Raw genomic sequence first — 14,953 nt, 5'->3', positions numbered from 1 at the left:
GTCTCGCTCCATTGCTCAGAGAGCCATGCCCTGGCCGCCATCGACGTACAGGGTCTCTCCGGTGAGGAATTGGCCGGGCAGGCGATACAGCATGGACACCAGCCCGGATACGTCGGCGACCGTGCCGGGGCCGCCGGTCGGGATCCGCTTCTGTAGGAAAGCTTGCAATGGCCCCTCGTTGAGTTCGGCGCGGTTCAGGTCTGTTTCGATATAGCCGGGGGCGATATTGATGACGCGGATGTGGTCGCGGGCCCATTCCACCGCCAGGCATCGCGTGATGGCGCCCACCGCCGCCTTCGATGCGCAGTAGGCGAGGTTGCCCTTGACACCGAGCTTCTCGAAGAACGACCCCATGTTGACGATCAATGCCCCACCGCCGCGGGCGAGATACGGATAGGCGGTCTGGCTGACCGCGAACACCGAGGTAGCGTTAGCCGCCATCACCAACTCGTAGTCGGCGACTGGAAACGTCGCCGATTTCCCCTGCAGGTGCATGCCGGCGTTGTTGACGAGCCCGACGATTGGCCGGTCGGTGGTCGAGGCAATTTGCGCGAATGCCTCCGTCAGCGAGGCGGCGTCGGTGATGTCGCAGGCGAGAGCGAACATCCCGGTCCGCGCCACCAGTTCGAGGTCGATGCCGGCAGGGAGATCGCCGGAGCGGGATAGGCAGGCGACCTGGAAATTGCCGCCTGCCAATTCCTGCGCGATCGCCGCGCCGATGCCGCGGCTCGCGCCGGTGACCACAATGCAGCCGTTGGTGATCTCAGGCATCCTTGAACTCCGGTTCGCGCTTCTCGATGAACGCCTTCATGCCTTCGGTGGCGTCGCGGGTCTGGTATGCGAGCGTCGACAGGTCGGCCTCGATCCGCAGGCCTTCGTCCAGGGTGGTCGTCAGCGCCCGCTGCACCGCCTCGCGCGCAAATTGGGAGGCGCAGCCGCCAAACGCCAGGAAAGGCGCCAGGTACTGCCGGCCCAGTTCGACCGGGTCGTCTCCCTCTACCAGTTGGTTGACGAGGCCGATACGCTCGGCCTCTGTGCCGTCAATCGTACGGCCCGACATGATCAGTTCCAGCGCGCGTCCCTCGCCGACCAAGCGCGGCAGGCGCTGCGTGCCACCATAGCCGGGGATCAGCCCCAGCTTGATCTCGGGCAGTCCCATCTTGGCTTTGCGGGTCGCAATCCGGAACGTGCAGGCCATCGCCAGTTCCAACCCGCCGCCGAAGGCATAGCCGTGCAGCACCGCCACCGACGGGATGGCGAGCCGCGCGAACTGGTTGAAGGCCTGCTGGCCAAGCAAGGCGCCGTTCCGCTGCGCGGTCAGGTCGCGGTCCATCAGTTCCTTGATGTCGGCGCCAGCGCAGAATGCTTTAGGCCCCGCGCCCGCCACGATTAGGCCGCGGGCCGGCGACTGCGCGACCTCGTCGATTGCCTGCGAAATCTGCCGGAGCATGCGGAACTGCAGCGCGTTCAGCGCATCCTGGCGGTTCAGCGTCAGGATCGCGTACTGTTCGGAGAAGGTCAATTCGACTGACATGTCAGGCTCCCGACTGTGCGCCCGCCTTGTAACGGACCGCGACCGGCGAAATCTTGCCCAGTCGCGCCATCTCGACGAGTTCGCGCTTGAGGATCTTTCCGCTGGCGGTGAGCGGGAAGGCTTCCATGCCGATGAAGTACTCGGGCATGTCGTACTTGGAGAGGCCGCAGGTGGCGAGATGGGACAACATGTCCTGCGGATCGACGTGCTGACCGGCGCGCGGAATCACCGACAGGCACACCTTCTCGCCGAGCCTGTCGTCGGGCACAGCGAAGGCCGCCGCGCGCTCCACCGCCCGGTGTCGCATCGCCAGTTCCTCGATGTGCGCGGGGTGGATGTTGTGGCCGCCGCGGATGATCAGGTCCTTCTTGCGGCCGACGATGATCAGGCAGCCGTTCTGGTCCATGATCCCGAGGTCGCCGCTCATGAACCAGCCGTGCACGTTGAACGAGCTCTCGGTGGCAACCTGGTTGCTAAAGTAGCCGAGCATCAAGGTGCCGCCGCGGCCTCCAATCTCGCCAACCTCGCCGATCTCGGCCTCCTCGTCGGGATTGCCCTGCTTCCAGATGCGCACTTCGTAGCCGCGGCAGGCGTGGCCGCATGTCGCGACGATGGCGTCCGGCGTATCGGCGGGAACGGTGTAGTTGTGCGAGCCGTTCTCGGTCATGCCGTAGACGTTCTGCGGGGTCACGCCGAGGCTGACGAACTTCTCCGCCACGTCACGCGGGATCGCAGCGCCGGCCATGTAGAAGGTCCGCACCTCCCCCAGCGAGGTCGTGCCGCGCTCGCGGATGGCCTGCAGGATATCCATGGCATGGGTCGGGACACCCATCACATAGGTGGCTCCGGTGTCGACGATCCAGTCGATTGCGTGCGCGCCGCGACGCAGGTTCGTCATCACCAACTCCATCCCGACGACCAGCATCTGCTCGATCGCCACGGTGGCAATGTGGTGGCTCATCGGGCTGAGCGTCAGCACGATGGTGTCTGCCGTGTGCCCCCAGTCGGCTACCATGGCCCGTCCGTTCGCCAGCAGCGTATTGTCGCTGTGCATGACGCCCTTCGGCTGGCCCGTGGTGCCCGACGTAAACGCCAGGTAGACGATCTTGTCGGGGTTCAGGTCGGGCACGGCGAGCGCCGCCGGGGGCTGCCGGCCGGGAAAGACCCCGGCGCCTGCTGCGGTTGCCTGGGCCTTGTCCGCATTGCCTAGCGCGTAGACTGCGCATAGCGTGGGCATATCGCGCACCCGCTCGAAGATGGAGTGCTGGTCTGCGTCGGCGCCGTACCCCGGCATCGCAAACAGGGCGCGGCACTGGATCCGGTTCAGCAGCGTGCAGATCTCGTCGACTGTGTAGTTCTGGTGCAGGGAAGGGCAGCAGACATAGCCGTTGCGTGAGCACGCCAGGAACACGATCACCGTGTGCACGATGTTCGGCAGCCAGACGCCGACCCGGTCACCCGGCTTCAGGCCCTTGCGGTGCAGGTCCTCGGCCACGCTGTCGACCCAGTCAACGACCTCGCGCCAGCTCAGGCGGACATCGGCGTCGCGCAGGGCACAAGCGCTCGGTCGCTCGCGCGCGTGCCGCCGGGCCAGGGTGTACAGGGTGTCCTGTTGCCAGATGCCGGAGAGGTAGTAGTCCCTGGCATTCTGTGGATTGTGAAGCGTCAGTATGTTTTGCATGGCAGTGGCTCACCGGTTCAGTGCCCGAACTTCCCGGCGTCGGGCTTGCGGCGCTCAGCGAACGCAGCAGCGAGTTCGTCGTGTTCCTGGCTGTCGAGGTAGCCGCGCAGCAGCAGGTCGTGCGCCATCCGCGACAGTCCGGAGACGCCGCCATGGCGCGCATTGAATGCGCTCTTCAGCGAAGCTAGGGCGAAGGCGCCACGCTCGGCGACCTCCAGCGCGTAGGCGCGGGTGGCGGACTTCAGCTCGTCGTCCGGCACCACCTTGTTGATCAGCCCCATTTCCAAAGCCTCCTGCGCGCTGATCTTCGGGTTGCGGTACCAGATGTCCTTCGCACGCTTCTTGCCGACCAAGTCCTCCAGGTACCAGGTGCCGTACCCTGCATCGAAGCTGCCGACCATCGGGCCCACTTGGCGGAAGATGGCCGACTCCTTGGCAATGGTCAGGTCGCACACCACCTGCAGCACGTTGCCGCCGCCGACGGCGAAGCCATTGACCGACGCGATCACCGGCTTCTGGAGGCGATCGATACTCTCGTACATCTCGAGCGTCGGCAGCACGCCGGCGTAGAGGGTGGTGTCCTGCATGCCGTCCTTGCGGCCACCTGTGCAGAAGAACTTGTCGCCGGCGCCGGTAATGACGATCACGCGCGTGCGGGTTTCACGGCGGATGGCGTTGATGCAGTCGCGGATCTCGTGGCACATGCGCTCGGTGAACATGTTGCCGTCGTCGGGCCGGTTCAGCGTGATGGTGCCGATGGGGCCGTCTTCTTCGTAGAGAATCTCTTCGTATGTCATGTCTTTTCCTTTCAAACGATTTCCGAATCCGTCAGTCCAGCGATGCAGGTGGGTGACATCGACAGACGTTGGCTGAGTATTCGCTCGGAGTGCTGACCGAGCGTGGGAGGTGGCATGCGTGCAGTGTCGGTCCGCCCGTCGAAGCGGATCCCGAGGCCGACCTGCGGGACGGGGCCGTGCGGCCCGTCGATGGAGAAGATCAGACCGTCCGCGCGCAGCACGGGATCGGCGACGAGTTGCTCGATCGTGTTGATCGGCCCGGCCGGGATCCGGTGCGCGGCGAACAGCGCGAGCCATTCCGCCCGCGTGCGGCCAAGCAGGATGTCGGCGATGGCCGCGACGATCCGTTCGCGTGCGTTACGCCGCTTCGCGTTGGTGTCGAGTTCGGCCTGCGCGCCCAACTCCGGGTTGCCGACCGCGTTCCAGAAACGCTTCCAAATGGCATCATTGCCAAGGCCCAGCGTCAGCGGGTGGTCCGCGGTATCGAAAACCTGATAGATGGCGATCACCGAGTCGCGTCCGCCCGAGCGGCGCGGCATCTCGCCGGATCCGAGGTAGGGCACGATCCGCGGCGCCATGAAGCGGACCGAACTGGCGACCATCGAGATATCGATCTGGCAGCCCTTTCCGGTCCGTTGCCGGTCGTAGAGCGCAGCGAGGGTGGCCATCGCCGCGTCCTGGCCGGCCAACAGGTCAGAGGCCGGGGTGCCGATCTTCTGTGGACCGTTGGATGCCTCTCCGGTCAGATCCATAATGCCGGCGTAGCCCTCGGCGATTAGGTCGTAGCAGGGCAGTTCCGCACGCGGGCCCTGCAAGCCAAAGCCGGTGATGGAGACATGGATTAGCCCAGGATGGATCGCGCTCAGCCTGGCGTAGTCGACGCCGAGCTTGACCTGCACCGCGGCACTGGTGTTCACCACGACCACGTCGGAGACCTTGACCAGTTCGTCGAGAACGCGCCGGCCCTCCGGTCGGGTCAGGTCGATGGTAATGCTGGACTTGTTTCGGTTGACGGCGAGAAACCACAGCGATTCGCCGTCGAGGAACGGCGGGCCCCATGCGCGGGTGTCGTCACCAGTCGAGGGCCGTTCGACCTTGACAATTTCTGCGCCGAGGTCGGCGAGCAGCAGCGTGCCGTAGGGCCCGGCAACGGATGTTGTCAGATCCAGAACGCTGACGCCCTTCAGAAGTTCAAGGCCGGCGGACAGGGGCTGCTTGGGCAATTTGCTCAGTATGGTCATGCATTGCTGCCTGGGTGGGTAGGTGCTCCATTACTGCAAGCGTCATGCCACTACCTCGTGCCGCTGGCACAGGATGTGCGTCACGGAATCACAAAGCCCGCGCGGGCTTGGCCTCCAGGCTGGCTTCCACGGCGATTTGGAGGGCTTTCCGGGCGGCGTGGCAGGCGTGCGAGGGACACGGCTCGCTCTGTTCTCGGGAGGTGAATTGCGTTTTTCGAATACAGCGCAGTGTCCGCATCGAATACACTAGAAGTCAGATAGGGGGCATAGTAGAGACGGTGATGAAGAGAGAGACAAAAGGAATCCTCGTGCTTGACGAGGAAGGCCAGACTCGGTTCGCAAGCGGGCTTGGGAAGGACGTGTTCGTGGTCCGTTCGCTTTCTGCGGCGTGGCGCAATCGCGGTCGGGTGCCGCTTCGGCGCCTCTGGGCAATAGCGGATCTCGAGCAGCCCTTGACCATTGCTGCGGTGCACAATACGGACGGTGTGTGTTTCCTGATTTTCGAGGCGGGCGAATCGGATGACCTCAACGAGTTCCTCGCTAGCGTGGACTCGGCCGAGGACATCCTCCGGCACTTCATCACGGATCCCTACCGCGCCATGGTGGTCGTCGACCCGGCCGGCAAGATCGCGTATATGAGCCCGGTCCATGAGCGTTTCTTCGGGCTGAAGCATGGCGAGGCGATTGGACGCCACGTCACCGAGGTTATTGAAAACACTCGGTTGCATGAATGCGTGGCGTCAGGGAAGGCGCAGGTCGCTCAGCTGCTGGAGATGAAAGGAGTGACGCGCATCGTGTCGCGCATCCCTATTTTCGATCGGAACCAGCGGGTCGTTGCGGCGATTGGCCAGGTGATGTTCAAGGGCCCGGAGGTCATCCGCCAGATGACCGACGAACTGACCCGCGTAAAAAAGGAGCTCGATTTCTACCGACGAGAGCTGTCTGGCATTCGCAACCGTAAGTACGGATTGGATCAGATCGTCGGCAACAGCGAGGCGGTCAGGCGACTGAAGGAAGACATCATCCGGGTCGCCCCGCTCGATGTTCCCGTGCTGTTGGTGGGAGAAAGCGGTACCGGCAAGGAGCTGGTCGCGCACGCGATCCACATGCTGAGTCCGCGTAACGACAAGCCGCTGGTGGTAGTGAACTCCGCAGCCATGCCGGCCAACCTGGTGGAGAGCGAGCTGTTCGGCTACGAGGCTGGCGCCTTCACCGGCGCCGACAAGAAGGGCCGGAAGGGAAAGTTCGAGGCGGCCGACACCGGTAGCCTGTTCCTGGATGAGATTGGCGACATGCCGCTCGATATCCAGGTCAAGCTGTTACGTGTGCTGCAGGACGGCCTATTCGAACGAGTGGGTGGCGATAAGGCCCGGCAGTCGGATTTCCGCCTGATCTCGGCAAGTAACCGCGATTTCGGAGAGATGATCGCCGAGAGCACCTTCCGCCTCGACCTGTTCTACCGCATCAGCGCGGTGACCCTGCGCCTGCCGCCGCTGCGCGACCGGCTCGAGGATATTCCGGAGCTGGCGGGCACCTTCCTCGAGGCTTTCGCGCATCGACAAGGACTACAGAAAAAGGGCATCTCCGACGCGGCGATCCGTTTCCTGCAGTCGCGCGCGTGGCCGGGCAATATCCGCCAGTTGCAGCATGCGATCGAGCGCGCCGCGATCTTCTGCGACGGACCCGCGCTCAGCATCGAGAGCTTCGGCAATCTCGAGAGCGCGGATAGTTTGCTCGAGCGTGGCAATGCGGCGGGGACCATGCGGCGCGACCCTTACAATTCCTCGGATGTCCGCGACGCCAAAGATCGCGTCGAGTCCGACTTGATCATGGAAGCGATGGAGCGCACACGCGGGAACAAGAAGCGGGTGGCCGAGGAGCTCGGCATTTCGCGGTCCTATCTGTACAAGCGCCTCAAGGAAATCTCCGCCAAGCGCGGCGACGTGATCAGCGAACTGTAAGCGCGGTATCGGAAGCGGCGGCACCTGCGCCGCCTGGTCCCTTCAGCGTGTCGGTCTCGCGTTTCTGCATCGCCTTGCCGCGCCATTGGGGGTTTACGCGGCGGGCGTCCGGCATCCTCGCGCGGCGGATGGGTCGATGCGCCGCATGGTCGCAATGGTTAGAAATTCCGACCGATCGCTACTGTGCCGTTGTGTAGACTCGAGCGTGATGAAAGGTGGGCCCGCGAAGGGAGCCCCGATCCAGATGCATGCACGAGCGACGGGCCACGTTTCGCCGCAGACGCGCAGCGATCGCCAATGCATGACAGGAGATACCATCCCCATGAAGCGCCGCAGAATTCTTCTTTGCGTGGCCGGCATCGCGCCGGCGTCGGTACTGTTGCACGTACCCGCGTTGGCGCAGGACACCGCATTTCCAACCCGTCAGATCCGCATCGTCGTCGGTACCGTCGCGGGTACATTGGTCGACCAGAGCACCCGATATTACGCCGAGAAGATGTCGGTGTTCCTCAAGCAACCGGTCGTGGTCGAGAACGTTTCCGGTGCCAGCTCGCTGCTGGCGATCCGGCAAGTGATGAAGGCGCCGGCCGACGGCTATACGCTGCTGGCCGCCGCTAACACGCTAGTGACGGTGCCGCATGTCAATCCTCGCGCCGGCTATGCGGTCAACGACTTCACCGCGATCGGCGAAATGGTTCGCTCACCGTCCCTGCTGGTGACGCGCGGCATGGGGCCGTACAAGACACTCGCGGAACTGATCGCCGCTGCGCGCAAGAGCCCAGGGCAAGTCAGCTACGGCTCGGCGGGCATTGGCACCACTAATCACCTTCCGGTGGAGCTGCTCGCGCGGCAGGCAGGAGTCTCGTTCACGCACGTGCCGTACAAGGGCATCGGCGCCGCGCTTCCGGACGCCGTCGGCGGCCGGGTGAGCTTCGTGATGGGTGGCGCGACCTCGACGGCGGAATTGCTTAAGAGCGGTACCTTGCGTCCGTTGGCGATCAGTTCGAACCAGCGCTCGCCGAAGTTTCCCGACGTCCCGACATTCCGCGAGCTGGGCTATCCGGATGCGACGTTTGAGATCTGGGTTGGCCTGGTCGGGCCGGCCGGGATCCCGGCTGCGGCGAAATCCCGGCTGGCGGCAGCGATGGCCTTCGCCCGCGCGGACCACGACATCATCCGGCGTCTGGACGCCGCGGGCCAGGAAATCTCGCCGGTGCGCACGCCCGAGCAGTTCGCTGCAGTGCTGCGCGCCGACGAGGACAAATTCCGCAAGCTGATCAAGGATGCCAACATCATTGCCGATTGAACCGACGCGAACTGAAGAGCCGAGATGAGCAAGACGCTATACGAGAAGATCTGGGACGCACACGCCATCCTGCAGCGCGAGGATGGCCAGACGCTGCTGCACGTGGCGCGCCACTTTGTGCAGGACGGTTCACTGCACGCCTTCGACTTCCTGGAGGGACGGGGGCTGGGCGTGCGTAGGCCCGACCAAGTGTTCGGCATGCCCGATCACGGCGTGTCGACGCAGCGCGCCGATCTCGCTGCCATTGCCGATCCTGAGCAGCGGCGCGCCGTGGACCTGCTGTCGCGGAATACCGAGAGATTCGGCATTGTCCATTTTCCGCTTGGCGACCCGCGCCAGGGCATCGTGCATGTGGTCGGGCCGGAGCAGGGCCTGACGCAGCCCGGCATGCTGCTGGTCTGCGGAGACTCCCACACATCGACCCACGGTGCGCTTGGGGCGCTTGCGTTTGGGCTCGGCACCAGCGACATCATGCACGTGCTCGCAACGCAGACCACCTGGCAGCGTCGCGCGAGGACCATGCGCATCTCGGTCGGCGGCGCTTTGCCCGCCGGCGTGACCGCCAAGGACGTGATCCTGGCAATCATCGCGAAGATCGGCATCAACGGCGCCACCGGACACGTGATTGAATACGCGGGCTCGACGGTGCGGGCGATGTCGATCGAGGAGCGCCTGACTGTCTGCAATATGTCGATCGACGCCGGCGCGCGGGCTGGCATGGTAGCCCCGGACGACACCACCTACGCCTATCTGCAGGGCCGCCCCTTCGCGCCCCGGGGTGCGCAGTGGGACAACGCGCTTCAATACTGGCGCTCGCTGCCGTCGGATGTCGACGCGGCGTTCGATAGAGAAGTCTCGCTCGATGCCAGCACGCTGGCGCCGATGGTGACATGGGGCAACAGTCCCGCCGACGCGCTGCCGGTCGACGGACGTGTGCCCGATCCGGCGTTGCAGCCTGATTCGCAGCGCCGTGCCGACATGCAACGGGCGCTCGATTACATGGGTCTGGCACCTGGTACGGCGCTAACCGATATCGAGATCGACCAGGTCTTTATTGGATCCTGCACCAACGCGCGCCTGGAGGACCTGCGGGCAGCGTCCAAGGTTCTGCGAGGGCGGCGCGCGGCGGTCCCGACGCTGGTCGTGCCCGGCTCGACGCAAGTGAAGCTGGCCGCGGAAGCCGAAGGTCTTGATCGCATCTTCCGTGACGCGGGCTGTACCTGGGGCGCATCGGGATGCTCAATGTGCGTGGGCATGAACGGCGATGTGGTCGGACCCGGCAAGCGGTGCGCGTCGACGTCCAACCGCAATTTCGTCGGGCGGCAGGGCAAGGGCAGCAGGACGCATCTGCTTAGCCCCGCAATGGCCGCGGCCGCCGCACTCACAGGGCGCATCACCGACGTACGCACGCTTGGAGCTTGAGATGGAACGATTCGAGATACTTGAAGGCGTTGCTGCTCCGCTGGACCTGCCCGCCGATACGGATCAGATTTTGCCCGCGCGCTTCCTGCGCCGACCCTGGCAGCAGGGCTATCAGGACTTCCTGTTTCGCGATATGCGATTTCGCGAGGATGGCAGCGAAGTTCCGGAGTTCGTGCTAAATCAGACGCCGTACCGCCGCGCGCGCATCCTGGTGGGCGATCGCAATTTCGGCAGCGGATCAAGCCGCGAGCAGGCGCCGTGGGGCCTGATCGACTACGGCATCCGCTGCGTGATTGCCGCTGACTTCGGTGACATCTTCTATCTCAACTCGCTCAAGAGAGGGCTCTTGCCGGTGCGACTCGAAGCCGATGTCTGCGCGAAGCTGCGACAGCAACTGCATGCCCGGCCCGGCGCATCCCTTCGCGTGGATCTGCCCCGACAGACCGTCACCGGCCCGGATGGCGCCCTCTATTCCTTCCAGATCGATGCCTTTCGCAAGCACTGCCTGCTCGAAGGGCTCGACGACATCGGCTTCACGATGCAGCACGATGCTGCGATCACCGCGTTCGAGCAGGCTTACCGCCGGAAATTCGACTGGCTGTTTGAGCGCGCGGACGTCGGGCATTGATTGTGCTTTGTATCGGGTCCAGATTCCATTTTTAGAGAAAAAGGATTGATTCCTATGTCTTTCTTCAAGTCCCTTCCGGCCGATGCCGGTCCTCCCATCGTCTACAACAAGTATCCGGAGATCTACGGTCCATGGTCGGTCATGAGCCAAGCGTTGATGAACGGTCCCTCGCCGCTGAGCCAGGGCGAGCGCGAGCTGATCTTCGCCTATGCGGCCGGTGTCGTTGGCTGCAAAATGGTGTACGTCGCGCACTCCGAAGTGGCCTACGCCTGGGGCATTGATCAGGGTCTGGTCGATCGCCTGCTCGAGAATCCGGATACCGCGCCCGTCGAAGCCCGCCTGAAGCCGCTGCTTGCCTACGCGCGCAAGCTGTCGCTGACGCCCAACGAGATGTACCAGGCCGATGCCGATGCGGTATTCGAGGCTGGCTGGGACGAGCAGGCCCTGCACGATGCCATCGCCGTGACCGCCCGCGCGGCCTTTATGTCGCGGCTCGTTTCGGGGTACGGCTTCAAGCCGATGTCCCGCGAACATGCCGCCAAGCGCGCCAAGCAGCGGATGGAGCAGGGCTATGTGAATCTCTATCCGGCTTTCCGCGAAGGCAAGTAACGGCGCCACTTCTGTGCGCCAACGTACCGCCTGTCAGGCGGTACGGCAATTCCACGGCACGGCGTCCATCCATGGATGATTGCCTCCCGATCCCGATCCCGATCCCGATCCCGATCCCGATCCCGATCCCGATCCTGATCCTGATCCTGATCCTGATCCCGATCCGGTCTCTGGTCCTGGCCTCGCCGCCTCTGCGTCCGCATCCATACTTTTCCCGAGTGGTGCCAGCCCGTTGCTACAGCAATCTCCGGACTGTCACCGGCGCACACAATTGTCTTTGCGGAACACACTTCACGAACACATCTCGGGAACACCCGCCATTGTGTCGGCATCGCGTCGAACGGCGGCCCCCCGGCGCACCAGCCAACGCGGCCCACTGAACGACCTCCAGGTAGCCAGGCATGCGCATTGCTTTAAAGCATGCATATACCTATCACACCAAGAACAATTAACTGGCCGCGCCCTCGCGGCCGATAAGGAGGCATGTTTGCGTGGAAAAGCCCGTCGTGAGTCCATCAAGGGAACGTTTCGACTACATCGTGGTTGGTGCGGGTTCGGCCGGCTGCGTCGTCGCCAGCCGGCTGTCCGAACAGGCCGGTTGCCGCGTACTGCTGCTGGAGGCCGGTCCACCTGCCAACGACTTCTGGATCCGTACGCCGGCCGGGATGGCCAAGCTGTTCAAGTCCGACCGATACAACTGGTGCTTCCACACCAACCCGGTCCCGACACTGTGCAATCGGCGACTCTACTGGCCGCGCGGCAAGACGCTAGGCGGCAGCAGCGCGATCAACGGCATGGTGTACCACCGAGGTAACAGAGGCGACTACGATCACTGGTCCAGCCTTGGCAATCCAGGCTGGACCTGGGATGATGTGCTGCCGTACTTCAAGCGGTCGGAGAACAACGCGCGCGGTGCCGGCCCGTATCACGGCGGTGATGGTCCCCTCGCGGTCAGCGACCTAGCGGTCACGCATCCGTCGGCGCGCGATTTCGTCGAGGCGGCACGCCGTACGGGCCTCCCCCGCATCGACGATTTCACCGGCATCGAGCGTCAAGGCGCCGGGATCCTGCAGGCTACCATCCGCGCCGGCATTCGGCAATCCGCCTACGACGCCTTCATCGCGCCAGTACGTGGGCGCGCGAATCTGTCTGTCCGGACTGGCGTTCATGTGCGCCGGGTGCTCTTCGGGGACGACCGCGAAGCCACCGGGGTCGAAGTGCAGCAGGATGGCGCTATCCGCCGTTACCACGCAGATCGGGAAGTGATCCTATGCGGCGGCGCACTAGCCTCGCCGCACCTGCTGATGCTATCCGGCGTTGGCAATGGCGACGCATTGCAACGCTACGGTATCGACACCGTCGTGCACGCGCCGGGCGTGGGTCGCAACCTCCAGGACCATTTCACGGTGCGCATGCAGGCGCTGTGCACGCCGCAGAGTTCCTACAACCACGCGCTCAACGGCTGGCGCAAGTACTGGCAGGGCTTTCGCTACCTGATGACCCGGGGCGGCTATCTCGCACTGCCATCATCGGCGGCGGCGGCATTCGTCAAGAGCCGGCCGGATCTGGACTACGCCGATGTCGAGATCAGCTTTCGGCCGATGACGTTCACCTACCGCGATGCCGGCGAGGTACAGGTCGACAGCTATCACGCAATCGGCGCCTCGGTGTACCGAGTGCGCCCGGCCTCGCGCGGCGAGGTGCTGCTGCGCTCCGCAGACCCAATGGAGGCACCGGCCTTTGCGCCGAACTACCTTGGCGAAGAGGAGGATGTGCAGGCGACTCTGGCCGGCCTGCGCAGGTTGCGCGCGATCCTTGCGACCGAGCCAATGGCCTCGCGCGTTGTGAAGGAGCGTCTACCGGGAGCTGACCTGATCACCGACGACCAACTGATCGACTTCATGCGACGCGAGGGGCATTGTGCGTTCCATCCCGCAGGAACCTGCAAAATGGGCCATGACCGGATGGCGGTGGTGGACGCGCGCCTCCGCGTGCACGGCGTGGCGCGGCTCCGGGTGGTCGATGCCTCGGTGATGCCGACCGTTACTTCCGGCAATACCAATGCCGCCGCCATCATGATCGGCGAAAAGGGTGCGGACATGATCCGCGCCGATGCCATCGCGATGCGCCACGCCGCATGATCACCGCGTCGGCGGCTCTCCTGCCCCGCGCATTTTCTCATCACAGCATGACACACTCCTATCGACATCCCATGTTCAGCAAACTCGAAGCCGACTTTCCCGAGCACCAGTCCCGTCCCGCGGGCGCCGATCTCGCCCTGAAGGGCCTGAAGGTCGTGGATTTCACGCATTTTATCGCCGGACCCTTCGCCACCATGATCCTGGCGGATATGGGCGCGGAGGTGATCAAGATCGAGGCGCCTGGCAAAGGTGACGATTTCCGCCAGTACCCCCCGTACGAGCCTGCGCTGGGCGGCGGCGCTCCGTTTGTGTGGACCAACCGCAACAAGCGCAGCATCACACTCGACCTGAAGTCGGCGGAAGGCATCTCGGTGGCGCGCGAGTTGATCGCCAAGGCCGACGTGGTGGTCGAGAACTTCTCGACCGGCGTGATGGAACGTCTGGGCCTGCACTACGACGCCTGCCGTGCAAGAAATCCCGCATTGATCTTCTGCTCGGTGTCGGCGTATGGTCGCACCGGTGCGTTTTCCGACCGGCTGGGCTTCGATCCCATCGTACAGGCCGAGAGCGGCTTCGTGTCGATGAATGGCTACACCGACCGCGAGGGCGTGCGCGCCATGTCGTCGGTGATGGATATCAGCACCGCGATGCTGGCCTGCAATGCCATCCTCGGCGCGTTGGTGGCGCGAGGGCGGACCGGTGAGGGCCAAGCGATAGAAGTGGCCCTGCTGGATAGCGCGATCCTGATGACGGGCTATGCGGCGATGCAGCAGCTCTTCACCGGAGTCGATCCATCCCGCCACGGCAATACGAGCCCAGACACCTGCCCGTCAGGGGTGTTCAAGTCGAGCGACCGTTCCTTCTTCATCAACTCGGGCAACGACAAGATCTTTCAGCGCTTGATGAGGCAGGTGCTGAACCTTCCGGAAGTCGCAGCCAATCCCGCTTACGCCACCGGGCGCGAACGCATCGCTCGACGCGGAGAATTATTCGCGCTGCTGGACGAGGCATTTGCCCAGCAGCCGTGGGAGCACTGGAAGGCGCGCATGCGCGAGGCCGGCGTGCCATGCGGGGAAGTCCGCACAGTCGGCGAGGCGTTGCGCTCACCAGAGGCGCGCGAACGCGGGATGGTGACGCGCATTCCGCATCCAGAACTGGGCTGGGTCCCCAACGTGTCGTTGCCGATCCGCTATTCCGGCACGCCGCTGGCCGATCCGGTATTGGCGCCACAGGTCGGCGAGCACACTACCGAGGTACTGGCTGACTGGCTCGGCTACGACCGTGAACGGATCGCGCAGCTCGTGCAGGCCGGCGCCTTCGGTGCCCTCGCAACGAGCGCCCCAGCTTAGCGACAGTGTGGCTTCGGAGTTTCGTACGGCCTGGTTGACACCAGGCCGTTTCCACTTTGGGCGTCGGCTCATCGAGCGGGGTATGACCGCTCACGCTGTGCATTCGAGTTGTCGTCGCCGCGCACATGTTGGTGTTCGGCAAGGACACTCCATCGCGAGGTGTCTGCCGGAAATCCGCGCGGGGCGCGCGGAATGGCCGACTTCCCGCCAGCCGAGGGGCATCGTAGGGACCTGCGCGAGTATTGGCATGCGGCTTGCGTTAAGGCGTTATACGACACAACGAA

General features: G+C 64.3%; 12 protein-coding genes. 7 read left to right on the top strand and 5 right to left on the bottom strand.

Annotated features, from left to right (window positions below):
* Positions 1-15: 15 nt before the first annotated feature.
* Genes AC07XB_RS31510 through AC07XB_RS31490 form a run of 5 tightly spaced genes read right to left on the bottom strand, consistent with a single transcriptional unit; the run spans position 16 to position 5,253 of the window.
* Positions 16-771 (bottom strand): SDR family NAD(P)-dependent oxidoreductase, encoded by a 756-nt coding sequence (locus tag AC07XB_RS31510; RefSeq protein ID WP_492831337.1) that lies wholly within the window; start codon positions 769-771, stop codon positions 16-18.
* Positions 764-1,534, bottom strand: a complete 771-nt coding sequence (locus AC07XB_RS31505; protein WP_492831336.1) for an enoyl-CoA hydratase/isomerase family protein — start codon at positions 1,532-1,534, stop codon at positions 764-766. Before AC07XB_RS31505 ends, AC07XB_RS31510 begins: the two co-directional genes overlap by 8 nt.
* A gap of 1 nt (position 1,535) precedes the next feature.
* Positions 1,536-3,215 (bottom strand): class I adenylate-forming enzyme family protein, encoded by a 1,680-nt coding sequence (locus tag AC07XB_RS31500; protein WP_492831335.1) that lies wholly within the window; start codon positions 3,213-3,215, stop codon positions 1,536-1,538.
* Positions 3,216-3,232: 17 nt separating this feature from the next.
* Positions 3,233-4,012, bottom strand: a complete 780-nt coding sequence (locus tag AC07XB_RS31495; RefSeq protein WP_492831334.1) for an enoyl-CoA hydratase-related protein — start codon at positions 4,010-4,012, stop codon at positions 3,233-3,235.
* 11 nt (positions 4,013-4,023) lie between these two features.
* The gene (locus AC07XB_RS31490) at positions 4,024-5,253 is read right to left on the bottom strand and encodes a CaiB/BaiF CoA transferase family protein (protein ID WP_492831333.1); all 1,230 of its coding nucleotides are present in this window, start codon (positions 5,251-5,253) and stop codon (positions 4,024-4,026) included.
* Positions 5,254-5,534: 281 nt separating this feature from the next.
* On the opposite strand from AC07XB_RS31490, the gene AC07XB_RS31485 reads away from it, so the two are divergent.
* From AC07XB_RS31485 to AC07XB_RS31455, 7 genes are all read left to right on the top strand, one after another.
* A complete protein-coding gene (locus AC07XB_RS31485) occupies positions 5,535-7,214 on the top strand; it encodes a sigma-54 interaction domain-containing protein (protein ID WP_492831332.1) in 1,680 nt (559 codons plus the stop codon).
* A 349-nt stretch (positions 7,215-7,563) separates the two neighbouring features.
* Positions 7,564-8,520 carry a Bug family tripartite tricarboxylate transporter substrate binding protein gene (locus tag AC07XB_RS31480; protein ID WP_492831331.1) on the top strand — a complete coding sequence of 319 codons (957 nt, stop codon included), beginning with the start codon at positions 7,564-7,566 and terminating at the stop codon, positions 8,518-8,520.
* 24 nt (positions 8,521-8,544) lie between these two features.
* Positions 8,545-9,942: a 3-isopropylmalate dehydratase large subunit gene (leuC, locus tag AC07XB_RS31475; protein WP_492831330.1), complete on the top strand. Its 1,398-nt coding sequence runs from the start codon at positions 8,545-8,547 to the stop codon at positions 9,940-9,942.
* 1 nt (position 9,943) lies between these two features.
* Positions 9,944-10,570, top strand: coding sequence for a 3-isopropylmalate dehydratase small subunit (gene leuD / locus AC07XB_RS31470; protein WP_492831329.1), 627 nt, complete (start codon positions 9,944-9,946; stop codon positions 10,568-10,570).
* Positions 10,571-10,624: 54 nt separating this feature from the next.
* Positions 10,625-11,179 carry a carboxymuconolactone decarboxylase family protein gene (locus AC07XB_RS31465; RefSeq protein ID WP_492831328.1) on the top strand — a complete coding sequence of 185 codons (555 nt, stop codon included), beginning with the start codon at positions 10,625-10,627 and terminating at the stop codon, positions 11,177-11,179.
* 506 nt (positions 11,180-11,685) lie between these two features.
* Positions 11,686-13,320, top strand: a complete 1,635-nt coding sequence (locus AC07XB_RS31460; protein ID WP_493688134.1) for a GMC family oxidoreductase — start codon at positions 11,686-11,688, stop codon at positions 13,318-13,320.
* A gap of 71 nt (positions 13,321-13,391) precedes the next feature.
* Positions 13,392-14,669, top strand: coding sequence for a CaiB/BaiF CoA transferase family protein (locus AC07XB_RS31455; protein WP_492831326.1), 1,278 nt, complete (start codon positions 13,392-13,394; stop codon positions 14,667-14,669).
* The last annotated feature ends 284 nt before the right edge of the window (positions 14,670-14,953 follow it).

The sequence above is a fragment of the Cupriavidus sp. GW821-FHT02F09 genome (assembly GCF_059421605.1).
The sequence above is the reverse complement of the archived record's forward strand: the minus strand, read 5'-3'. Positions and strand labels throughout refer to the sequence as shown.

Coding starts and splice junctions, on each gene's coding strand:
- AC07XB_RS31465 (WP_492831328.1), top strand. CDS start 10,625: ATGTCTTTCTTCAAGTCCCTTCCGGCCGATGCCGGTCCTCCCATCGTC.
- AC07XB_RS31500 (WP_492831335.1), bottom strand. CDS start 3,215: ATGCAAAACATACTGACGCTTCACAATCCACAGAATGCCAGGGACTAC.
- AC07XB_RS31485 (WP_492831332.1), top strand. CDS start 5,535: ATGAAGAGAGAGACAAAAGGAATCCTCGTGCTTGACGAGGAAGGCCAG.
- AC07XB_RS31505 (WP_492831336.1), bottom strand. CDS start 1,534: ATGTCAGTCGAATTGACCTTCTCCGAACAGTACGCGATCCTGACGCTG.
- AC07XB_RS31490 (WP_492831333.1), bottom strand. CDS start 5,253: ATGACCATACTGAGCAAATTGCCCAAGCAGCCCCTGTCCGCCGGCCTT.
- leuD (WP_492831329.1), top strand. CDS start 9,944: ATGGAACGATTCGAGATACTTGAAGGCGTTGCTGCTCCGCTGGACCTG.
- leuC (WP_492831330.1), top strand. CDS start 8,545: ATGAGCAAGACGCTATACGAGAAGATCTGGGACGCACACGCCATCCTG.
- AC07XB_RS31455 (WP_492831326.1), top strand. CDS start 13,392: ATGTTCAGCAAACTCGAAGCCGACTTTCCCGAGCACCAGTCCCGTCCC.
- AC07XB_RS31495 (WP_492831334.1), bottom strand. CDS start 4,012: ATGACATACGAAGAGATTCTCTACGAAGAAGACGGCCCCATCGGCACC.
- AC07XB_RS31510 (WP_492831337.1), bottom strand. CDS start 771: ATGCCTGAGATCACCAACGGCTGCATTGTGGTCACCGGCGCGAGCCGC.